Genomic DNA, 21,272 nt, shown 5'->3' on the forward strand with positions numbered 1-21,272 from the left:
GGGCGCCGCGACAGGCCGCGCGCCGCTGCGCAGGGCGCGCCTGCGGCGCGACGCGTCCGGTTCGGCCCGGGGGTCCCGAGGCGCAGCGGCAACGGCGCATGTCGCAGATGCGCGGGCGCGCTTCGCATTCGTGACGCGCCAGAAAGCCCGTCGCCTTTAGGTTCCGGCGGATCGATGCGCCGAACCGGGCGCGCCCTGTCTTTCCCGGAGGTCTGTCATGGCGGATGGCGACGACGTCTTCTCCCCCGGCTCCGAGCCCGTCTCCACCGCCTCGGCCGAGGCTGGCGGCGCGCGCGCCGGCCGGCGCGCCCGGGGCGGCGGCGGCGCCGCGCGTCGGGCCGAGCGCACCGCAAGGCAGGTGCACCTTGCCCCGCGTATCTCGCGCGGGATCCCCGACCTCGACGTGCTGAACGCCGAGGCGATCGAGATCATCGAGGCCAACGCCGAGACCGTGCTCGAGGAGATCGGCGTCGGCTTCATCGACAACCCCGCCGCGCTGGCGCGCTGGCGCGAGGCCGGCGCCGACGTCTCGGGCGAGCGGGTGCGCATTCCCCGTGGCCTCGCCCGCAAGCTCTGCGCCACCGCGCCCGCGAGCTTCGAGCAGATCGCCCGCAACCCCGCGCGCAACGTGACCATCGGCGGGCGCGACCTGGTGCTGGCCCCGGTCTACGGCCCCCCCTTCGTGCGCGACAGCGAGGGCGGGCGGCGCTATGCGACGCTCGAGGATTTCCGCAACTTCGTGAAGCTGACCTACAGCTCGAAGTGGCTCCAGCACTCCGGCGGCACGGTCTGCGAGCCGACCGACGTCGCGGTCAACAAGCGCCACCTCGACATGCTGCTGGCGCACATGACGCTGTCGGACAAGCCGTTCATGGGATCGGTCACCGAACCTTCGCGGGCCCGCGATTCGGTGGCGATGTGCGAGCTGCTGTTCGCGGCCGACGGCGGGCTGAACGATCGCACGGCGATGACCTCGCTGATCAACATCAACTCGCCCCTGAACTTCGACGCCACGATGATGGGCGCGCTCGAGGTCTATGCGGCCGCCAACCAGGCCTGCATCGTCTCGCCCTTCATCGTGGGGGGCGCGATGGCGCCGGTCTCGGTCGCGGGCACGCTGACCCAGGTGCTGGCCGAGGTGATGGCGGGCATCGCCTACGCCCAGCTGGTGCGGCCGGGCAGCCCGCAGATCTTCGGGGCCTTCGTGACTTCGATCGACATGAACTCCGGCGCGCCGACCTTCGGCACGCCCGAGGCTTCGATGATCCTGTGGGGGGCGGGGCAGCTCGCGCGGCGGCTCGGCGTGCCGTTCCGCTCGGGCGGGGCGCTGTGCGGCTCCAAGCTGCCGGACGCGCAGGCGGCGTATGAAACCGCGAACACGCTGAACGCGGCGCTGGTGGGGGGCGTGAACTTCATGCTCCACGCCGCCGGCTGGCTCGAGGGGGGGCTGGTGTCCTCCTACGAGAAGTTCGTGATGGACGACGACCAGCTCGGCGCGCTGCACCAGGCGGCAAAGGGCGTTGATCTCTCGGAGGAGGCGCAGGCCATGGACGCGATCCGCGAGGTCGGTCCGGGCGGGCACTACCTCGGCTGCCAGCACACCCAGCGCAACTTCAAGACCGCGTTCTGGCGCTCGGACCTGTTCGACTACAAGCCCTACGAGACCTGGTCCGAGGAGGGCGGCCGCGACACCCAGCGCCTGGCCGAAGCGCGGGTGAAGAAGATCCTGGGCGAGTACGAGGCCCCCGCGCTGGACGAGGGCGTGAGCGACTCGCTCGAGGACTATGTGGCGCGGCGCAAGGCGTCGGAGCCCGACAGCTTCACCTGATCGGCGGGGGGGCGCCCGCGCCCCCTCAGCCTTCCAGCGCCGCGCGCTCGGCCAGCAGGGCCGAGAGGACCAGAACGTGGCGGCGCACGGCGTAGTCGGGCGCATGGGCGCGGCGACGCGCCTCCCAGACCGCCTCCATCTCGACCAGTTTCGCGATCACCGCCCGCGGCCCCCGGCGCGCGTCGAGCCCCGGCGCCGCCGAGCGCAGGTGGCTGTCGCGACGATAGAGCCGCGCGCCCGCCTTCGCCGCCCGCCACAGGAGGCGCGGGCGCAGGAGGGGGGGCGTGGCCTCGGTCCGGGGCGCGGACAGCGCGGCCAGGGCGGGGATCGCTTCGGCGTGGGCGGGGTCGGGCAGGACGGCGTGCTTCATTTCGGCCTCCACTGTGAATGTCGGAGGCGATCTTCACCCGGATTCGGGGGGCGTTGCGCAACACAGCGCACCAGCGCGCGGACCATCCACAGACCCCTTCCATGGCAAACCCTTGCCACGCAACGCCTAAGGCAAACGGTCCACAGGCGATTAACGCGTTGTTCAGGAATCAACCATAGCGTGAATTAGCGTAAAAACATTCACCTTGGGGTATGGCCCATGTCCGGCGTCACCATGTTGCGGAAGTGCCGTGACCTAGCGGAATCCCGTCTGCCCGCGAATGGCGGCGGCCTCCGGTCCGAAGACGCGGCGATCTATCTTGCCCACGTCGCCTGCGGTCAGCCGCTGCGTCGCATCGCGGCGGAGTCCGGGCGCCATCCCTCGACCATCCTGCGCGCAGTGAGGCGCGTGGAACTGCGGCGGGACGACCCGCTGTTCGACGATCTGTTGTCCGAGTTCGAGTCCGTCGCCCGCGACCCCGGCGTCCCCGCGCCGCCTGCCAAGGAGACCGCGTTGCCCCAGATCCACCCCACCCCCGACGACCGGCGCGACCCCAGCGTCTCTTCGGCCACCGTCCGGAGCGCCGCCGCCCGCGCCGCCGGCCGCCTCGACGACGAGGCTGTCGACAAGGAAGCGCGCCGCATCCTTCGCCGGATGTGCGAGCCGCGGGCGTTCCTGGCGCTCGCTCGCGGCGCGCAGGTCGCCTGCGTGTTCCGCAAGTCGGACGAGGCGCTTGTGACGCTCGCCCGCACGCCGCTGGAGATGGCCCGCGCCTTCGCTGCGCGCGACTGGATCGTCTGCGTGCAGGGCGGCGCCTCGATGGCGCGCTATGAGGTGACCTCGGCCGGTCGCTCGTGGCTGCGCCGCACGCTGGGCGAGGACGGCGACCAGCGCCGCCGCCGGGCCGAGAGCCCCGCGCCCCAGCCCGGCATGGCCGAGGCCGTCAGCGTCTTCGCCCGTCAGCACCAGATCCCCGGCCGCCGCCGCGTGGTCGAGGACGGGACCGCCCGCGACATGGTGGTGAACCTGGGCGAGACGCCGCTGGGCTGGCTGGCCCGGCGCCGCGGAACCGACGGCAAGGCGTTCCTGACCCCGGGCGAGCTCGCCGCCGGCGAGCGCCTGCGCGAGGACTTCGAACGCGCCCAGATGGGCCCGCGGGTCACCCAGGACTGGCAGCGCTTCCTGACCCCGGGGGACCCCGGCCGCGGCGGCGCCAGCGACCCCGCGGCGGGCCCCACCGAGGCGCGCCGGCGCCTGGCCAAGGCGCTCGAGGCGCTGGGCCCGGGCCTGAACGACGCCGCGCTGCGCGCCTGCTGCTTCCTCGAGGGGCTGGAGGCGACCGAGCGGCGGATGGGCTGGGCGGCGCGCTCGGGCAAGGTGGTTCTGAAGATCGCGCTGTCGCGCCTGGCCGAGCACTACGGCTTCGCCCCGGCCCACGAGAAGGCCGAGGCCGCCCCCGCCTCCGGCCTGCGCGGCGAGGGGGCCGGCCTGCGGCGCGGCGCCGCCTGAATCGCGCCTCCCTGATCGCGTCCGGCCGACGCCGCGCCCGCGGCGTCGGCCTTTGTGCGCGAGGGCCTGTATCTCGCCGCCCGGGTCTCGCGCGCCTGGGTCCGCGCGCCGGACGTTCCCGTGGGCGGGGACCGACCGCAGTCCCGCGCGCGGGGATCGATCGCAGTCGGCGCAACCGGGGGGCGAGACGCTGCGCCGCACCGGGCGCCGCGCGCCATTCCGCCCGGCGATGTTGCAATGCACAATGGGTTGCCCTAGGATTACTTCGCAATGCAGCAATGCCAAAGGGACCGAGGTTTCGCGATGATGGCGGACTACAAGCTCGGCGTTTCTTTCATGAAGCGCGACGACGAAAGCCTGAAGGACTACCTGGTCAGCTTCTCGCCGTTTGCGCCGTTCTTCGGCGTGCCCTACCGCTTTGCGGCGGCGACGACCTTCGCCCCGTTCGCCTTCGCGCCCAAGACCGCGCCGGCGCCCGAGGCCAAGCCCGCGCCGCGCAAGGCCAAGGCCCCCAAGACCAAGGCCGCCACGTCGATCGAGGACGCCGTCGAGGCGGCCGAGGCCGCCGCGGCCCCCGAGCCGGCGGCCGATCCCGCGCCCAGATCTGACGCGCCCAAGTCTGACGCGCCCGACCTCGCGGTCGAGGCCGCAGCCGCCCCCGAGGCCCCCGAGGCCACGCCCGAGCCGGCCGGCGAGGGCGCGCCCGCGCTCCTCTACGCCTCGGCGCCCGCCACGGCCGACGATCTCAAGCAGATCCGCGGCGTCGGCCCGAAGCTGGAGCGCGAGCTCAATGGCATGGGCCTCTACACGTTCGCGCAGATGGCCTCGCTGACCGAGGCCAACCTCGCGTGGATCGATTCGAACCTGACCGCCTTCAAGGGCCGCTCGCTGCGCGACGACTGGGTTGGCCAGGCGAGCGCCCTTCTGGGCAGCTGAGAACGCCAGCGTAAGCTGGGGGTGTGCCAAGATCGAAACGGGCCGCGGGGATGGGACCCCGCGGCCCGTTTCCGTTCGGGCGTGGGTCAGGCGAGGAGGCGAGCCGGGGTTCGCCCCGGCCCGCGCTCAGCCTGCCGCGTCGACGATGCCTGCGAAGTCCGCGGCCTTGAGGCTCGCGCCCCCCACGAGCCCGCCGTCGACGTCGGCCAGCGCAAAGATCTCGGCCGCGTTGCCCGGCTTCACCGAGCCGCCGTAGAGCAGGCGCATGCCGTCGGCCTCGGCGGCGAAGCGCTCGGACAGGCGGGCGCGCATGTGGGTGTGCATCTCGGCGATGTCGTCGTTGGACGGCGTGCGGCCGGTCCCGATGGCCCAGACCGGCTCGTAGGCCACCACCGTGTTGGCGGCCGTGGCGCCCTCGGGCAGCGAGCCCGCGAGCTGGCCCGCGACCACCGACAGCGCCTCGCCCGCGTCGCGCTGGGACTCGGTCTCGCCCACGCAGACGATGGCGACCAGGCCCGCGGCCCAGGCGGCCTGCGTCTTGGCGCGCACCGTCTCGTCGCTCTCGCCATGGTCGGCGCGGCGCTCGGAGTGCCCGAGGATCACGTAGGCGGCCCCCGCGTCCCTGAGCATGGCGGCCGAGACGTCGCCGGTGTGGGCGCCGCTTTCGCTGGCATGACAGTCCTGACCGCCCACGGCGACGACCGAGCCCGCGGCGCGCTGCGCCATCGGGGCCAGCAGGGTGGCGGGGGGGCAGATCAGCACGTCGCAGCCCGGAGTCGGACAGGCGGCGACGAGCGCGTCGATCTCGGAGAGCTGGGCGGCGAGCCCGTTCATCTTCCAGTTCCCGGCGGCGAGCTTGCGGCGGCTCATGACCTCTCCCGTGCGTGAGTGTTCCTGCACAGGGACCTAGCGCAGCGAAGGGTCGGGAAAAAGGCCGCGCGGCGCCGCGGGGCGTCTGGGGCCGCTGTCGCGGGCGCGCTGGCCCCGCGGCGCAGCCCCGGACTCAGCCCCGCTTGGCGGCGCGCGCGATGTCGAGCGAGCGCGCGCCCCACATGCAGGCTTCCTCGGGATCGTCGAGCCCGTCCTCGGGGATCCGCCAGTAGCCCATGGTGCGCGGGGCGCCGTCGCGATGATAGGTGAACGGCGTCGAGCCGCCGGCGGCGAGCGCGCTCGCCAGCACGCCCTCGGCCTTGAGGTAGAGCTCGTCGTCCCGGCCGATCAGGGCGAACATGACCCCGTCGCAATAGACGCCGGCGCCGCCGAACATCGCCTTGACCTGGATCTCGCCCAGACCCCCGAACAGGTCCCTGGCCCAGTCCGCCAGGTCCGGGTTCACGGCCATCAGGCGCTCCCGAATTTCACCGACTCGCCGCAGCCGCAGCTCTCGGTCACGTTGGGATTGTTGAACACGAACCCCGACTCGAGCAGCGAGGTGCGATAGTCGATCTCGGTCCCGAACAGGAACATCTGCGCCATGGGGGCGATCATCACCCGGGCGCCGTCCTGTTCGACCACCTCGTCGTTGGGCTCGGCCGCGTCTGCGAAATCCATGGTGTATTCCATGCCCGCGCAGCCGCCCTTGCGCACGCCGATGCGCAGGCCCGAGGCTTGCTCGGTGGACTTGGACATCAGCTTTCTGACGTGCGCCGCCGCTGCCGGCGTCAGCGTCACCGGGGATTTTCCGGGTATGCCGAACATGGCCGCCTCCTCAATGGATATGCGGAAATTACCCGCCGGCCGGCGCGGCCGCAAGCGACGCGCCGACGCGCCGGGCCTTGCGGGCGTGACGTCATCGAAGCGTCATTGGACGCGCTGCCGACAGGGTGCATGTATGCCGACGGGAGCGGTATGAAAAGGGCGCCTGATGACGGAGAGCGAACCGCGGCGCGATGAAGCCGCCGGCGTGTCCGGGACGCAACCCACGACAGAGCGGCCGGGCGCGCCCTCGCCCGGCGCCGCCGACCCGGATCCGGCCGCAGCCCCTGCGGGAACCGCGTCCGAGGTGTTCCTCGTGTTCCTGCGTCTGGGTCTGACCAGCTTTGGCGGCCCGGTCGCCCACCTCGCCTTCTTCCGCGAGGCGCTGGTTCGCCGCCGCCGCTGGCTGGACGAGGCCGCCTATGCCGAGCTGATCGCGCTGTGCCAGTTCCTGCCCGGTCCGGCCTCGAGCCAGGCGGGGCTGGCGCTGGGCCTGCTGCGCGCCGGCCTGCCGGGGGCGCTGGCGGCCTGGGCGGCGTTCACGCTGCCCTCGGCGATCGCGCTGGCGGTGTTCGCGGCCGGGGTTGGGGCGATGGATGCGGCCGGGGCGGGCTGGCTGGTCGGGGTGAAGGCCGCCGCCGTGGCGGTGGTGGCGCAGGCGGCGCTGGGCATGGGGCGCAGCCTCGCCCCGGACCGGCCCCGCCAGGCGCTGGCCGCGGCCGCCGCGGCGCTGGCCCTGCTGGCGCCCGGCGTGGCGGGGCAACTGGGCGCGATCGCGCTGGGCGCCGTCTTCGGCCTGCTCTCCGCCTCGACCGTGGCCGAGGCCGCCGCAGCCCCCACGGGCGCGCCCCTGCGCCCGCCATTGTCGCGCAGCGCCGGGGCGGGGTGCCTCGCGGCCGCGGCGCTGCTGCTGGCAGGCCTGCCGTTGCTGGCGTCCCTCGGCCCGCTCGCCGCCCATGCCGACGCCTTCTACCGCGCCGGCGCGCTGGTGTTCGGCGGCGGCCACGTGGTTCTGCCGTTGCTGGAGGCGGAGACGGTCGGCCGCGGCTGGGTCGACGCCGAGACCTTCGTGGCGGGCTACGGCGCGGCGCAGGCGGTCCCCGGCCCGCTGTTTGCTTTCGCGGCCTTCCTCGGCCAGGCCTCGGCCGGGATCCCGGGCGCCGTGGTCAGCCTGGTCGCGATCTTCCTGCCCGGCGCCCTGCTGGTGATCGGGGCGCTGCCCTTCTGGGCCGCCCTGCGCGCCCGGCCGAGGGCGCGGGCGGCGCTCGCGGGGGTCAACGCCGCGGTGGTGGGGCTGCTGCTCGCCGCCCTCTACGACCCGGTTTTCGCGCGCGGCGCGGCCGAGCCCGCGGGCTTCGTCATCGCCATGGCCGCATGGCTGGCGCTGACCGGCTGGAAGCTGTCGCCGCCGCTGGCGGTGCTGGGGGCGGCCGTGCTGGGGCAGGGGCTCGGCTGGGCCGGGCTGCTGGGCTGAGGGGACGGAAAAAGGGGCCCGCAGGCCCCTCGATCCTCACATGAAGCCCAGCTCCAGCTTGGCTTCGTCCGAGAGCATGTCCATGCCCCAGGGCGGATCCCAGACCATCTGCACGTTGACGGTCTTCACGCCGGCGATCGGCTCGACCGCGTCGGCGACCCAGCCGGGCATCTCGCCGGCCACGGGACAGCCGGGAGCGGTCAGGGTCATGTCGACCTCGACGTTGCTCTCCGCATCAATGGCGATGCGGTAGATCAGGCCAAGGTCGTAGATGTTCACCGGGATTTCGGGGTCGTAGACGGTTCTGATCGACTCGACCACCGAATCGTAGAGCGGATGCTCGGGCGTGGACGGGCCGACGAGCGGCTCGCCCTCGACCGGCGGATCGCTTTGCAGGGTCATCGTCGGCGGCTCCTTCAGGCTTGGCTCCCAACATAGGAAATCGGTTGCGCCCGGTAAAGGTGGGGCCGCGTGCGGATCCGCGGCGGGCACGGCGCTCGGGCGCGCTCTTGGCGCGGCGTCCGCGCGCGTGTAAGGGCCGCGCCATGACCCGGTTCTCCTACGACATCCTCGCCCGCGACGGCCGCGCCCGCCGCGGAGTGATCTCCACCCCCCGGGGCGAGATCCGCACCCCCGCGTTCATGCCGGTGGGCACCGCGGCGACGGTCAAGGCGATGCTGCCCGGCTCGGTGCGCGAGACCGGGGCCGACATCCTGCTCGGCAACACCTACCACCTGATGCTGCGCCCGGGGGCCGAGCGCATCGACCGTCTCGGCGGCCTGCACCGGTTCATGGACTGGCAGCGGCCGATCCTGACCGACTCCGGCGGCTTCCAGGTGATGAGCCTCTCGGACCTGCGCAAGCTGAGCGAGGAGGGCGTCCGCTTCCGCTCCCACGTCGACGGGTCCGAGCACATGCTGACGCCCGAGCGCTCGATGGAGATCCAGCGTCTGCTCGGCTCCGACATCGTGATGTGCTTTGACGAGTGCCCGGCCCTGCCCGCCGACCGCGCCCGCATCGCGGAGTCGATGCGCCTGTCGATGCGCTGGGCCCGGCGCTCGCGCGACGCCTTCGGCGACCGGCCGGGCCATGCGCTGTTCGGGATCCAGCAGGGCGGCCTGGAGGAAGACCTGCGCGGCGAGAGCGCCGAGGCGCTGGCCGCCATCGGTTTCGACGGCTACGCCATCGGCGGCCTTGCGGTGGGCGAGGGTCAGGCGGCGATGTTTGGCTGCCTCGACTACGCGCCCGGCCAGCTGCCCGAGGACAAGCCGCGCTATCTGATGGGGGTGGGCAAGCCCGACGACATCGTCGGCGCCGTGCAGCGGGGCGTCGACATGTTCGACTGCGTGCTGCCCTCCCGTTCGGGGCGCACCGGCCAGGCGCTGACCCGCTTCGGGGCGGTGAACCTGAAGAACGCGCGCCACCGCGACGATCCCCGGCCGCTGGACCCCGAGTGCGCCTGCCCCTGCTGCACGCGCTACTCGCGCGCCTACCTGCATCACGTGATGCGCTCGGGCGAGATCATCTCCTCGATGCTGCTGACCTGGCACAACCTGCACTACTATCAGGAGCTGATGCAGGGCCTGCGCGAGGCCATCGAGGCCGGCGCCCTCGACGCTTTCGCCGCGTCCTTCCACGCCCGCCGCGCGGAGGGCGACCTGCCCCCCGTCTGAGAGCGCGCCCGCGCGCCAGATCGTCCGGCCCGCCGCCCAGGCGACGGCGCCCCGGGCCTGACCCGGGGCCTCTCCGACGCGCGCCAGCCGCGCCTCCCCTGGATCCTGGCGCGCGCCTCGGCTCCCGGCGAGACGCAGCCAAGCCCGCCCGCAGGGCGCCTGTAGACCGTTTGTAGAAACAGGGGTCTGCAGGCGCCCTGCGGTCGGGCTTGGGTGTGGGGCGGGCGCTGCGCCGGTGGCCGAAAGGGCGGGCGAGTTCAGGCGGCGTCGCGGCCGGTCTCCAGCTCCACCGTCTCCCAGGCCAGCATGGCGCGCTTCACGCCCAGGCCCCAGTGATAGCCGCCGATGCCCCCGCCCTTGCGCAGGGCCCGGTGGCAGGGGATCAGCCAGCTGAGCGGGTTCTTCCCCACCGCCGTGCCCACCGCGCGCACCGCCCCGGGGTTGCCGATGGCCCGCGCGAGGTCGGAGTAGGTCGTCACGTGCCCGGTCGGCACCGCCAGCAGCGCCTCCCACACCTTCAGCTGGAACGGCGCGCCGATCACCTGCAACGGCGCCTCGCCCTTGCGCCGGAAGGCGGCGTCGAGCCAGGGCGTCAGCGCGTCGGGATCCTCGACGCGCCTCGCCTGCGGCCAGCGGCGGGCCATGTCGGCGAAGGCCGCCTCCCGCCCCACCTCGGCCGAGAAGGCGAGCCCCGTCAGCCCGCGGTCGCCGCCGAAGGCCAGCGCCTCGCCGAAGGGGCTGTCGAACCAGCCCCAGCGCAGGGTCAGGCCCTCGGCCCCGCGGGCGTATTCGCCGGGCGTCATCGCCTCCCAGCGCACGAACAGGTCGTGCAGGCGGCCCGGGCTCGACAGGCCCGTGGCGTAGGTCGCGTCGAGCACCGTGTGCCGATCCCGCAGCAGGGCGCGCGCATGGTCCAGCGTCAGCCATTGCAGGTAGCGCTTGGGGCTGACCCCCACCCAGCGGGTGAACAGCTTCTGGAAATGCGCCGGCGACAGGCCCATGCGCGCGGCCAGCGCCTCGAGCGAGGGATGCTCGCCCGCCTGCGCCTCGATCAGCTCGATGGCCGCGGCCATCAGATCGTAGGTGAAGCGCTCGGCGGAGTCGGGACGCTCGAACCGGTCGGCGTCTGCGGCGGTCTGGATCGCGGCGGTCATGGCGTGTCTCCTGAACTGAGCCCCAACATACGCGCGCCGGCGCCCGCGACCCACCCGAATCCTGCGCGGGCGGCCCGGTCCCCCGATCCCGCGCAGGAGGCCCCGGATCGGGGTCCGGGGCGCCCGCTGCGCGGGATCGGGCGCCGGCTCAGGCGGCCAGCACACGCGCCGCCTGGCGCAGGTCCTCGGAGAGGCGGGCGGTCTCCTCCTCCCGCCGTCCGGCGTCGGGCAGGCGCAGGATCCAGCTGGGGTGGACCGTGACCAGCAGCGGCGTGCCGTCGGCGGTCGCCTCGACCCCGCCGCGGCGCGCCAGCAGCCCCCGCCGGTCCCCGGTCAGGCTTTCGAGCGCCGTGCCCCCCATCGCCACCACCAGCCGGGGCGAGAGGATCTCCCGCTCCAGTTCCAGCCACCAGCGGCAGTGCCGGATCTCGCCGGCGTCGGGGGTCTGGTGCAGGCGGCGCCTGCCGCGGGGCGCGAACTTGAAGTGCTTGACCGCGTTGGTGATCCAGGCGCGGGAGCGGTCGAGCCCCGCCGCCTCCGCCGCCCGGTCGAAAAGCTGGCCCGCGGGGCCCACGAAGGGGCGGCCGGTCAGGTCCTCGCGGTCGCCGGGCGCCTCGCCGACGATCATCAGGGGCGCGTCGGGCGGGCCCTCGCCGGGGACGGGCTGGGTGGCCGGCTCCCACAGCGGGCAGCGGCGGCAGCCGTCGAGGGCATGGGCCAGCGCCGGCAGGGTCGCGGGGCGGTCTTCGGGCGGAGGCGCCTCGGGGGCCGCCAGACGCTCGCGGATGCGGGCGACGCGGGCGGGGGCGAGGGTGGGGGCGGCCTCGGCCATCTCGCGGGCGCGGGCCTGGGCGCCGGCGATCATCTCGGGGATCAGCTCGGCTTCGGGCAGGTTGCGCCAGTATTTCTTCGGCATCTCCGCCTGCATCGCCTTCGGCTTCAGGCGCGCAGGGTTGAAGATCGAGCGGAAATAGGTCCGCCAGAGGTCCTCGGTCGCGTCGGCGGCGATCTCCGGGCGCGGCGGCGGGTCGGCGAAGCGCAGGGCGCCGCCTTCGAAATGCGCGGCGAGGTCGGGGGTGAAGATCGACCAGTCCATGTCCCCGAAGCGCCGGGCGAAGAAGGGCGCCGTCGGCTCCAGCGTGAAATGCGAGGGCTCGAACCAGGCTGCGAAGCGGCGGCGCGGGGCGCAGGGCTCGCCGACTTCCCGGAAGCGGACGAAGGCGGTCATCTTGTGCCGGTCGCGGCGGACCTCCTTGGCCATCCGCTCCAGCCTGGCCACGGCCGCGTCGCCGCGGTCGGCCATCAGCCCTCGGGTCGATTGCAGGCGGACCAGCAGGGCGTAGAGGCGGGCGAACCGCTCGGGGTCCGCGTGCCAGACGACATGCTCGGCCAGTTCGACGAAGGCGCGCGGGACGGTGGCCGAGGCGGTCGAGGGGGGCGCAGGCGCCGTCTCGGCGAAGAGGTCGGCCTCCGCCTCCCCCCGGCTCCAGAGCGCCGCTTCGGGCGGAACGCGGGCGGCGAGCAGGGCGCGGGCCTCCGCCCGCCAGGCCGCCGACGTGCCGATCCGGGGCAGGGCGACGCGGCGGATCACAGCAGGGAAAGCTGCTCGGGCGGCGGGGCGAAGCGGGCGCGCAGATTCTCCTCGTCCGCCAGCGCGCGCGGGCGCCAGTCGAGCAGGGCGATGAAGGGCCGCGCCTGTTTCAGGTTCGCGCCCATCCGTTGCAGATCCTCCCACCGCAGGGTGCGGTGGCGGCGCGTGGTCAGCACCCGGCCCACGGTCTTCGTGCCCAGCCCCGGCACGCGCAGCAGCGTCTCGCGCTCGGCCCGGTTCACGTCCACCGGGAACAGGTGGCGGTTGGCCAGCGCCCAGGCGAGCTTGGGGTCGATGGCCAGGTCCAGGTTGCCGCCGGGCGCGGAGGCGGCGATCTCGCCGACCTCGAACCCGTAGAAGCGCAGCAGCCAGTCGGCCTGATACAGCCGATGCTCGCGCATCAGCGGCGGCTTCACCAGCGGCAGGGCGGCCGAGGAATCGGGGATCGGCGAGAAGGCCGAGTAATAGACCCGCTTCAGCCCGTAGCCCGCATAAAGCCGGGTCGAGGTCGTCAGGATCGTCGCGTCGCTCGCCCCGTCCGCGCCCACGATCATCTGGGTCGACTGGCCGGCGGGCGCAAAGCGCGGCCCGCGGCGGCCGGTGTGGGTCTTCTCCGACCGCGCCTCCTTGGTGGCGCGGACATGGGCCATGGCCCGGCGGATGCGCTGAGGGGACTTCTCGGGGGCGTAGGCCGCGACGGAAGGGTCGGTGGGGAGCTCCACATTGATCGACAGGCGGTCGGCGTAGAGGCCGGCCTCCTCCACCAGCAGGGGGTCGGCGTCGGGGATGGTCTTGAGGTGCACATAGCCGCGGAACCCGTGCTCCTTGCGCAGGGTGCGGGCGATGCGGACCATGTCGGCCATGGTCTCGTCCGGGCTGCGGATGATGCCCGAGGAGAGGAACAGCCCCTCGATATAGTTGCGCCGGTAGAACTCGAGCGTCAGGGAGACGACCTCCTCAGGCGTGAAGCGGGCGCGCTCGACGTTGGAACTGACCCGGTTCACGCAATATGCGCAGTCGTAGAGGCAGAAGTTGGTCATCAGGATCTTGAGCAGGCTGATGCAGCGCCCGTCCGGCGCATAGGCGTGGCAGATCCCCGAGCCGGTGGTCGAGCCGATCCCCTTCCCGTCCCGGCTGTCGCGCCTCTGCCCCCCGCTGGAGGCGCAGGAGGCGTCGTATTTCGCCGCGTCCGAGAGGATCGCCAGCTTCCGGTCCAGGGAGAGTCTCGTCATGACGTTCATCATATGTTCTCGATTCCCCGGCGACAATGTCCGGGATGGCGAGACTCGTGAAATCCCGCTCCGGCAGGCGGCGGAGCGCCGCGCCGGCGCCGCTTGCTCCTTGCTGCGCTGCGGGGCAAGGTGCCGGCCATGACCGCAGCGCAGCTTCCCTACGCCTCCATGAAGGAGATCTTCCGCCGCTTCCACGAGGAATGCGCGGAGCCGCAGGGCGAGCTGGAGCATCTCAACGCCTTCACCCTGCTGGTGGCCGTGGCGCTGTCCGCGCAGGCCACCGACAAGGGGGTCAACAAGGCCACCCGCGCGCTGTTCCCCATCGCCGACACGCCGCAGAAGATGCTGGCGCTGGGCGAGGAAGGGCTGATCGCGCACATCAAGACCATCGGCCTCTATCGCAACAAGGCCAAAAATGTCCTGAAGCTGAGCCAGCGCCTGATCGAGGAATTCGAGGGCGAGGTCCCCTCGTCGCGCGCGGCGCTGGAGTCCCTGCCGGGCGTGGGGCGCAAGACCGCGAACGTGGTGCTGAACATGTGGTTCGGCCAGCCGGCGCAGGCGGTCGACACGCATATCTTCCGGATCGGCAACCGCTCGGGCGTCGCGCCGGGCAAGGACGTGGTGGCGGTCGAGCGCGCCATCGAGGACAACGTCCCCGCCGAGTACCAGCGCCACGCCCACCACTGGCTGATCCTGCACGGCCGTTATGTCTGCACGGCGCGCAAGCCGAACTGCCCGACCTGCCTGATCCGGGACCTCTGCGCCTGGGACGAGAAGATCCCCGACGCGACCCTGCCGGGCGCGCCGGATCCCGCCGCGGCGACGCCCGCGAAGAAACCCCGCGCGACCCGCGCGAAAGCCACGCCTCCTGAGGAGACCGCATGAGCGAGAAACGCTTCGACGTCGTCGGCATCGGCAACGCCATGGTGGACGTGCTGGGCCGCGTCACCGACCAGTTCCTCGAGGAGAACGGCGTCGGCAAGGGCGTGATGACCCTGATCGACGCCGACCGCGCCATCGAGCTCTACGGCAAGATGGGCCCGGCGCAGGAGATCTCGGGCGGCTCGGCGGCCAACACCATTGCGGGCCTGGGGATGCTGGGCGCGAAGGCCGCCTATGTCGGCAAGGTCAAGGACGACCAGCTGGGCGCGATCTTCGCCCATGACATCCGCTCGCTCGGGGTGGCCTTCGACACCCCGCCGACGCCGAAGGACCGGCTGGACGAGGAGACCGGGCGCTGCATGGTGCTGGTCTCTCCGGACGGCGAGCGGTCGATGAACACCTACCTGGGCGTCTCGGCCGACCTCGGGCCGGACGACATCGACGAAGCCCTGATGGCCGACGCGAGCTGGATCTACCTCGAGGGCTATCGCTTCGACGGGATGGAGAGCCAGGAGGCGTTCCGCAAGGCCATCGCCGCGACCAAGTCCGCCGGCGGCAAGGTCTCGATCACCCTGTCGGACCCGTTCTGCATCGAGCGTCACCGCGACGCCTTCCGCAAGATGGTGATCGAGGAGGTGGACCTGCTGTTCGCCAACGAGCATGAGCTGGTCAGCCTCTACCAGACCGAGACGCTGGAAGACGCCATGGACCTTGCCCGCCAGGAGGTCGAGATCGTGGCCTGCACCGTGGGCCCCTCGGGCGCCTACGTGCTCAAGGGCGACCGCACGGTGCATGCGCCGGCCGCGCCGATGAAGCGGGTCGACGCCACCGGGGCGGGGGACCTGTTCGCGGCGGGCTTCCTCTACGGGCTGACGCGCAACCGCAACCTGCTGACCTGCGGGACCATGGGCTGCGTCTGCGCGGGGGAGGTGATCTCCCACATCGGCGCGCGGCCCGAGGAGAACCTCAAGGACCTGTTCGCCCGCTTCGGCCTGTCCTGACCGCGGCGTCCGGCCAGGCCGAGCGGGTCCTCGCCCCCCGGCCCGCCGCGGCCGCGGGGCGAGAGGCGCGCGCGGAGCCGTCCCCCGACAGTTGCATTCCCGCGACGTCGCCGGGCCGCGCGTTTCGACCGCTTCCCTAAACGCGCCGGCGAGGCGAGACTGGCCCCGGTTGCCGCCGCCCGGAACCGCGTCCAGAAGGGACCGAGTCATGACCCACCCCGAAGATCCCGCCCGCCAGCGCGTGATCACGCTGTCCGTCGACGTGTTCGTGACGATCGGCGTGCTGGCGCTGTTCATGGCGCTGAGCTTCGAGTTGATCGCGCCCTTCGCCTCGATCCTGATCTGGTCGGTGATCCTGGCGGTGGCGCTGGCGCCGGCCTTCGACTGGCTGAACGCCAGGCTGGGCGGCAGGCGCGGGCGCACCGCCACGGTGATGGCGCTGCTGGGGCTGGTGATCATCATCGGGCCGACGATCCTGATCGTGAACTCGCTGGTCGACTCGGTGGGCGAGCTGCTGGCCCATATCCGCGACGGAACCCTGACCCTGCCTCCGCCGGCCGAATCCGTGCGCGACTGGCCGCTGGTGGGCGCGAAGCTGTTCGAGACCTGGCAGGAGGCGAGCGTCGACCTGCTGGCCCTCTCGCAGCAGTACGCGCCCAAGCTGCGCGAGATCGCGGCCTCGCTGGCCGGGGCCGGCGCGGGGCTGATCCTGGGGGTTCTGCAGTTCGCGCTGTCGGTGATCTTCGCCGCGGTGTTCCTGGCCTGGGCGGCGCCCCTGTCCGAGGCCACCAGCCGCGTCGCGGGGCGGATCTCGGCCCGCGGACGGGCGATGACGATGATGGCCTCGAAGACGATCCAGAACGTCTCGCGCGGGGTGATCGGAGTGGCGATCGTGCAGGGCGGGCTGGCCGCCATCGGCATCATCGTCGCCGGCCTGCCGCTGGGCGGCTTCCTGGCGGCGGCCGCGGTGATGGCCTGCGTGATCCAGATGCCGCCGCTGGTGATCATCCCGCTGATCATCCTCGACTGGGCGATCAACCCGACGCTGCACGCGGCGATCTTCACGCTCTACATGATCCCGGTGCTGTTCCTCGACAACGTGCTCAAGCCGATCCTGATGGCCCGCGGGCTGACCACGCCGATGGTGGTGATCATGATCGGCGTGATCGGGGGCACGCTCTCGATGGGGCTGCTGGGCCTGTTCATCGGCCCGGTGATCCTGGCGCTGTTCTACGAGATGGTGACCACCTGGATCGCCTTCGAGACCGACACGCTCGACCCCGAGCTGGAGGCCGCCGCCGCCCCGCCGCCGCCGCCGCTCCCCGGAGCCTGAGGGCATGAGGCTCGGCCTCGCGCCCGCGGCGGAGCGCTGGCGCTATCGTTTCCTGCTGGCGCTGGCCGCGGCGCTGCTGCTGGGCCAGCCGGCGCTGCAGGGCTCGGCGCTGGGCGAGGCGGCGCTGGCGGCGCTGTTCGCGGCCACGGTGGCCGCGACGGGGCTGGTCACCCGCTCGGCCAGCGTCGCGCGGCCCCTGAAGCTCGCGACCCCGCTGCTGTGGCTGGCGCTGCACCTGCTGGCGCAGGCGACCGGCTCGCCCGTGGCGGCGGGGCTGGCCTTCGCCGCGGCCCTGTGGCTGGCCGCCCAGACCCTGTGGCTGACCGTCGAGGCGCTGGTGCGCGAGCAGAAGGCCGACGGCGACGCGCTGGCCGGCGCGGTGTTCGGCTATTTCATGCTGGCGCTGACCTGGGCGCAGCTCTACGCCGCCGCGCTCTTGCTGCACCCGGGCGCGATCGCGGTCCCGGGCGAGGGGCCGACGGGCGCGGATCTGGTCTATTTCAGCCTGGTGACGGTCACCACGCTGGGCTACGGCGACGTGCTGCCGGTCTCGCCGATGGCGCGGATCCTGGCGGCGACCGAGGCGGTGGTCGGCGCGCTCTATGTGGCGGTGCTGATCGGGCGGATCGCCTCGGACCTCAAACCGGGCGGAGGCCTGCGCGGCGACCGCTGATCCGGCGCGCCAGCGGCGCCAGAAGGCTGACCGCGCAGACCGTGTAGACGGCGCCGACCGCCACCTGCCACAGGCGCTCCGAGGCCGCGACCTCGTCGCCGCCCAGGCTCGGCGACAGGGTCATGCCGTAGAGGGCCAGGAAGGTGACGAAGCCCGGCAGCCAGACCTGCGCCTGCAACGCCCCGCCCGACATCCGCCAGGCGAAGCCCAGCGACAGCGTGGCGACCATGGCCAGCGCCAGCGTCGCCTCGCCATGCATCAGCGTGAGCGCGTGGACGCCCGCCGCCGCCGCGCCGCCCGCGGCGGTCCCCGCCAGCCGGGTCAGCGAATCGCGTAGCGAGGCCGCCACCCCCGGCTGGCGCAGCATCGACGAGCAGGTGAACAGCACCGGCATGGCCGCCACCCCGCCGTCCGCCGTCAGCCACAGATGCAGCGGCAGCATCGTCAGCGTGGCCAGCGCCGCGCGGAAGGCGACCGAGATCTCGGGCGCCGGAACGCCGGCGGGCTCGGCGATGTCATCCTCGGCCTCGGCCTCGGCGTCGGCGTCGGCGTCGGCCCCGGCCTGCGGGCCGGCGGCCGCGGCCGGCGGCGGCGGGCCGGGCAGCGCGGCGAAGGCCAGGTAGACCACCGCCGCGCCGGCCAGGATCGACAGCACCAGCGACAGCGCCAGCCCGGCCGCCGCCCCGGTCGAGGCGGCCGACAGCGCGCCGACCACGATGGTCATGGTCAGCGCCATCGCCCCCAGCGGCCGGGTTTTCGGATGCATCGCCAGCGCGAAGCACCACAGGTACAGCACCCCCATCCCCAGCGGGTAGGCGCCGGGGATCGAGACGGTGAAGGCCGCGATCACCCAGGCCACCAGCGACGAGGCCGCCGCCGCTCCGAACAGCATCGCCAGCATCTTCGCTCCCGGCGGCCGCTGGGCCGTGGCCAGGATCTGCAGCGCGATCATCGGGGCGAGGATCGGCAGGTCCGCGCCCCGCAGCGCCTCGACCGCCAGGGCCGCGGTCACGGCCAGCGCGATGCGCAGCCCCCGCGCCTTCAGCCGCGCCCCCGCCTGCGGGTCCGCGTCAGGAGACATAGGTCAGCAGGGCGATCAGCCGGATCCGCGCCCAGGCGATCGCGTCCATCACCGCGTTGTCGCCGGTATAGACGATCACCGCCGCCCGGCTGCCGTAGCGGGCGCCGCGGGGCAGCTGCTCCATCTCGAAGCTCAGGATCACCGGAAAGCGCTGCGGGTCGGTCAGCCAGCCCTGCGCGGCGGTCGACTGGGGCAGGCCGGTGGCGGGGTCCACGGCCTCTCCGGCCACGCCCCAGCCGACCGAGCGCACGGTGGCGCGGAACACCTGGCCGGGCAGGGCGTCGAGCACCACCTCGGCCGACTGGCCCTGGCTGAGCACGCCCAGGCTGTTCTCGCGCATCGCGGCGCGCAGCCAGATGTCCTCGGCCGAGATGAAGGTCATCGAGGCGGCGCCGGCGGTCACCGTCTGACCGGCGGCGAGCTGCAGGTTGGTCACCACGCCCCGCGCCGGCGCGGTCATCGTGGTGCGTTCGAGGTTGTAGCGGGCGCTTTCGAGGGCCGCGAGCGCGTCCTGCACGCCGGGATTGTTCTCGCCCTCGGGGCCCAGCTGCTCCTGCGCGCGACGCAGGTCGGCGGCGGCGGCGAGCACCACGGCCTCGGATTCGTCGATGGCCGCCAGCGCGTCGTCCTCGCGCGCCTTGGCGTAGACGCCCTTGCGCACCAGCTCCAGCACGCGCTCGGTCTGGGCGCGGACGTTCTGGGCATTGGCGCGGGCGCGTTCGAGCTGGGCCTGGGCGACGTCGACGGCGGCGGTGTTGGCGCCGACGGCCTGGCCGGCCTGCTCGAGGCGCGCCTGGGCCTGGTCGACGGCGATCTGGAAGGGCTCGGGGTCGATGGCGAACAGCTCCTCGCCGGCCTCGACCACCTCGTTGTCCACGACGTTGACGCGGGCCACGTGGCCGGTCACCTCCGGCGCCACGCGCAGCACGAAGGCCTGCACCCGCGCGTCGCCCGAGAACGGCGTGGTGCGGTCGGCGATCACGTAATAGGCGAACAGCGCCACCGCGATCCCCAGCGCCCACAGCGTGGCGCGGCGCAGCCCCGCCAGCCCGTCGCGCGCCGCGGCCGGCGGCGGCGCCGAATCCGGCCCGGTGCTCGCGCCCGTCGACTTCGCCCCGGGGCTCTCGGCCGGGGCCGCCTCGATCGTGTCCGCCATGCGCGCGCCCTCCGTTGCCTTCCGCGCGAGGACCTTAGCCGACCCGCGCCCCCGCGCAACCGCAGGCGGCGCCCATGTGGGCGCCCGCCGCAAGACGGCATTCGCTCAAGGGCCTGCGGATCGACTTCCGGGCTTGCGAACCGGCGGCGGATCCACTCTTGCCGGCCCGTCAGACGCCGGCCGCTTCGCCTGAGACTTCTGCAGTTTCGCGGCGCGTGCCAGCGTGTGCGCACCGTGGAACAAAAGCCGCCCCTCGGCGCACCCGTGTTGGCGATGCCGAACGTGATGCCCTTGGGCGTCACAGCATGCGCGACACCTGCCGCGGCAGGGTCCTGGGGAGATCGGGCGCACTTTGTCCCATCGACACAGACGCTCTCGGCGACAATCGATCCGCGCAGTATGCCCGTCAGGAAGAGTCGCCGCGCCGCCGCCATTGGGGTCCTCTCCACGGGCCGATCGACCGCGCAGGACGACCCGGACCCCCGCGAAACCGCACTCCAGTGGCGGCCTTGTTCGACGCATGCCGACCGGGCCGGCTGCACCGGGGTGTTTGAGGGCGAGCGCGCGGTCCACTCCGGTCCGTTGGTCGACGCGATCTGGTTCGCCACGACCAGGGCTGTCCGCCCCGCTTTTCGCCGCGGTCGCGGACAACAGATCGTCTCGAACATCGGCCGGTCGAGGAAGCCCAAGTCTTTCGTCGACTTCAACAGCGTGGCCGACCGCTCGATGGCGGCGGGCGCGATCGTGGACACCGTCACGCGCCGATGAAGGTCATGGCCGGCGCAGGCTGCCGGATATGCAACGAGGTCCTCCGTGCCGGCGGCCAGGTTGCCGCGCACGCGATGCATCGCTTGATCGCGGTGTTCTGGCAGGGCTGAATCCGCAACGCGCTGAAACGCCAGCGGGAAGTCCCGCCTGCAAGCGGACCGGCGACAGCGCCATCGCGGCAGTCTGCGAAGAGGCGGCGTGGCACCCTTCATCGCCTCGGGGCGGACCGCGTTTGTCGCGGGCGACAAGCAGGTTCGCCACGTCGTCTGCGGCGGTCCGTCGAAAGCATGTCCGGCGCGCTCTCGGGCCGGGCCGAGGCGGCGGCGGCAGATCGGGAGGCGGAGCTGTCGAAGCTGCACGCGAAGATCGGGGAGCCGGACCTGGAGCGGGAACCTGTGCTGAAAGCCTCCGGACGATGAGCGTGTCCCGGAGGCGAGAGACGATCGATTTCGCTCACCCGCGGCTGTCGATCGCACGGCAGGGCCGGCTGGTCGCGATCAGCCGGTCGCCATCATGGGCAGGGCGACGCGGAAGGCGCTCGCCTGGCGGGTGTCGAACACGCTGCATGCGGACTTCTGCATCGAGGCGTTGGAAGCAACTCTGGCGCGCCACGGTCGGGCGGGGATATCCAACAGCGACCACGGCAGCCCGAGGGTCACCGGCGCGCTTCAGAACGCGGGCGTGCGCATCTGCCTGCACGCCTTCGGGACCGGCTCGGACCTCCGCGCGGGTCTGCGCAGGTGGGTCGACCACTCCAACGCCCACCGACCGCACTCGACCCTGGGCACAAGACCCCCGAATGAGATCTACGCGGCCACGGACGTCAACAAAGCGGCGGCATGAAGACCATCTCAACCTGCTCTGCCCCCAAAGAACTGGACCGCTCGCAGCTGGAATCCCGGGTATTCTTTCCCCG

The 21,272-nt window shown here is 72.8% G+C and carries 21 protein-coding genes; 11 read left to right on the top strand and 10 right to left on the bottom strand.

What is annotated here, in order from left to right; all coding sequences use genetic code 11:
* The first annotated feature begins 217 nt into the window (after positions 1 to 217).
* Positions 218 to 1,828, top strand: coding sequence for a trimethylamine methyltransferase family protein (locus tag AAC134_RS20760; RefSeq protein ID WP_339951139.1), 1,611 nt, complete (start codon positions 218 to 220; stop codon positions 1,826 to 1,828).
* A 25-nt stretch (positions 1,829 to 1,853) separates the two neighbouring features.
* Here AAC134_RS20760 and AAC134_RS20765 read toward each other — a convergent pair whose 3' ends face one another.
* On the bottom strand, positions 1,854 to 2,198 hold the full coding sequence (locus tag AAC134_RS20765; protein WP_339951141.1) for a DUF6477 family protein: 345 nt from the start codon (positions 2,196 to 2,198) through the stop codon (positions 1,854 to 1,856).
* Between the two features lie 408 nt (positions 2,199 to 2,606).
* Here AAC134_RS20765 and AAC134_RS20770 point away from each other — a divergent pair, with 408 nt between their 5' ends.
* Both AAC134_RS20770 and AAC134_RS20775 read left to right on the top strand, forming a co-directional pair.
* Positions 2,607 to 3,707 carry a DUF6456 domain-containing protein gene (locus AAC134_RS20770; protein WP_339951143.1) on the top strand — a complete coding sequence of 367 codons (1,101 nt, stop codon included), beginning with the start codon at positions 2,607 to 2,609 and terminating at the stop codon, positions 3,705 to 3,707.
* A gap of 303 nt (positions 3,708 to 4,010) precedes the next feature.
* The gene (locus tag AAC134_RS20775; protein ID WP_339951144.1) at positions 4,011 to 4,643 is read left to right on the top strand and encodes a hypothetical protein; all 633 of its coding nucleotides are present in this window, start codon (positions 4,011 to 4,013) and stop codon (positions 4,641 to 4,643) included.
* 126 nt (positions 4,644 to 4,769) lie between these two features.
* On the opposite strand, the gene tpiA is transcribed toward AAC134_RS20775, so the two are convergent.
* The 3 genes from tpiA to AAC134_RS20790 all read right to left on the bottom strand — a co-directional run bounded on the left by tpiA (position 4,770) and on the right by AAC134_RS20790 (position 6,341).
* The gene (gene tpiA / locus AAC134_RS20780; RefSeq protein WP_339951146.1) at positions 4,770 to 5,513 is read right to left on the bottom strand and encodes a triose-phosphate isomerase; all 744 of its coding nucleotides are present in this window, start codon (positions 5,511 to 5,513) and stop codon (positions 4,770 to 4,772) included.
* 133 nt (positions 5,514 to 5,646) lie between these two features.
* Positions 5,647 to 5,985, bottom strand: coding sequence for a TfoX/Sxy family protein (locus tag AAC134_RS20785; RefSeq protein WP_339951148.1), 339 nt, complete (start codon positions 5,983 to 5,985; stop codon positions 5,647 to 5,649).
* Positions 5,985 to 6,341, bottom strand: a complete 357-nt coding sequence (locus AAC134_RS20790) for an iron-sulfur cluster assembly accessory protein (RefSeq protein ID WP_339951150.1) — start codon at positions 6,339 to 6,341, stop codon at positions 5,985 to 5,987. Before AAC134_RS20790 ends, AAC134_RS20785 begins: the two co-directional genes overlap by 1 nt.
* A 304-nt stretch (positions 6,342 to 6,645) precedes the next feature.
* On the opposite strand from AAC134_RS20790, the gene chrA reads away from it, so the two are divergent.
* Complete coding sequence (chrA, locus tag AAC134_RS20795; protein ID WP_339951174.1) at positions 6,646 to 7,812, top strand: chromate efflux transporter; 1,167 nt, start codon at positions 6,646 to 6,648, stop codon at positions 7,810 to 7,812.
* A gap of 36 nt (positions 7,813 to 7,848) precedes the next feature.
* Here chrA and AAC134_RS20800 read toward each other — a convergent pair whose 3' ends face one another.
* Positions 7,849 to 8,214, bottom strand: a complete 366-nt coding sequence (locus tag AAC134_RS20800; protein WP_339951152.1) for an SUF system Fe-S cluster assembly protein — start codon at positions 8,212 to 8,214, stop codon at positions 7,849 to 7,851.
* A 143-nt stretch (positions 8,215 to 8,357) separates the two neighbouring features.
* On the opposite strand from AAC134_RS20800, the gene tgt reads away from it, so the two are divergent.
* Positions 8,358 to 9,485, top strand: a complete 1,128-nt coding sequence (tgt, locus tag AAC134_RS20805) for a tRNA guanosine(34) transglycosylase Tgt (RefSeq protein WP_339951154.1) — start codon at positions 8,358 to 8,360, stop codon at positions 9,483 to 9,485.
* 257 nt (positions 9,486 to 9,742) lie between these two features.
* Here tgt and AAC134_RS20810 read toward each other — a convergent pair whose 3' ends face one another.
* From AAC134_RS20810 to AAC134_RS20820, 3 genes are all read right to left on the bottom strand, one after another.
* Positions 9,743 to 10,558: a bifunctional helix-turn-helix domain-containing protein/methylated-DNA--[protein]-cysteine S-methyltransferase gene (locus AAC134_RS20810; RefSeq protein WP_339951176.1), complete on the bottom strand. Its 816-nt coding sequence runs from the start codon at positions 10,556 to 10,558 to the stop codon at positions 9,743 to 9,745.
* A 229-nt stretch (positions 10,559 to 10,787) separates the two neighbouring features.
* Complete coding sequence (locus tag AAC134_RS20815; RefSeq protein WP_339951178.1) at positions 10,788 to 12,227, bottom strand: UdgX family uracil-DNA binding protein; 1,440 nt, start codon at positions 12,225 to 12,227, stop codon at positions 10,788 to 10,790.
* Entirely contained in the window at positions 12,227 to 13,462 is a 1,236-nt protein-coding gene (locus AAC134_RS20820) for a putative DNA modification/repair radical SAM protein (protein WP_339951156.1), read from the bottom strand. The genes AAC134_RS20815 and AAC134_RS20820 overlap by 1 nt, the downstream gene beginning before the upstream one ends.
* A 138-nt stretch (positions 13,463 to 13,600) precedes the next feature.
* Here AAC134_RS20820 and nth point away from each other — a divergent pair, with 138 nt between their 5' ends.
* The 4 genes from nth (at position 13,601) to AAC134_RS20840 (ending at position 17,351) form a co-directional block, all read left to right on the top strand.
* Positions 13,601 to 14,347: an endonuclease III gene (nth, locus tag AAC134_RS20825; RefSeq protein ID WP_339951158.1), complete on the top strand. Its 747-nt coding sequence runs from the start codon at positions 13,601 to 13,603 to the stop codon at positions 14,345 to 14,347.
* Positions 14,344 to 15,345 carry an adenosine kinase gene (locus AAC134_RS20830; RefSeq protein ID WP_339951160.1) on the top strand — a complete coding sequence of 334 codons (1,002 nt, stop codon included), beginning with the start codon at positions 14,344 to 14,346 and terminating at the stop codon, positions 15,343 to 15,345. Before nth ends, AAC134_RS20830 begins: the two co-directional genes overlap by 4 nt.
* A gap of 208 nt (positions 15,346 to 15,553) precedes the next feature.
* The gene (locus AAC134_RS20835; protein ID WP_339951162.1) at positions 15,554 to 16,678 is read left to right on the top strand and encodes an AI-2E family transporter; all 1,125 of its coding nucleotides are present in this window, start codon (positions 15,554 to 15,556) and stop codon (positions 16,676 to 16,678) included.
* A 4-nt stretch (positions 16,679 to 16,682) separates the two neighbouring features.
* Entirely contained in the window at positions 16,683 to 17,351 is a 669-nt protein-coding gene (locus AAC134_RS20840; RefSeq protein WP_339951164.1) for a potassium channel family protein, read from the top strand.
* On the opposite strand, the gene AAC134_RS20845 is transcribed toward AAC134_RS20840, so the two are convergent.
* Together AAC134_RS20845 and AAC134_RS20850 are read right to left on the bottom strand one after the other, a co-directional pair.
* A complete protein-coding gene (locus AAC134_RS20845) occupies positions 17,317 to 18,432 on the bottom strand; it encodes an FUSC family protein (RefSeq protein WP_339951166.1) in 1,116 nt (371 codons plus the stop codon). The two genes, AAC134_RS20840 and AAC134_RS20845, sit on opposite strands and share 35 nt — an antisense overlap.
* Complete coding sequence (locus AAC134_RS20850; protein WP_339951168.1) at positions 18,422 to 19,588, bottom strand: HlyD family secretion protein; 1,167 nt, start codon at positions 19,586 to 19,588, stop codon at positions 18,422 to 18,424. Before AAC134_RS20850 ends, AAC134_RS20845 begins: the two co-directional genes overlap by 11 nt.
* A gap of 399 nt (positions 19,589 to 19,987) precedes the next feature.
* On the opposite strand from AAC134_RS20850, the gene AAC134_RS20855 reads away from it, so the two are divergent.
* A complete protein-coding gene (locus tag AAC134_RS20855; RefSeq protein WP_339951170.1) occupies positions 19,988 to 20,356 on the top strand; it encodes a DUF3604 domain-containing protein in 369 nt (122 codons plus the stop codon).
* 513 nt (positions 20,357 to 20,869) lie between these two features.
* Entirely contained in the window at positions 20,870 to 21,199 is a 330-nt protein-coding gene (locus AAC134_RS20860) for an integrase core domain-containing protein (RefSeq protein WP_339951172.1), read from the top strand.
* Positions 21,200 to 21,272: the final 73 nt, after the last annotated feature.

It is taken from the genome of uncultured Albimonas sp. (assembly GCF_963977235.1).
GTDB lineage: Bacteria > Pseudomonadota > Alphaproteobacteria > Rhodobacterales > Rhodobacteraceae > Albimonas.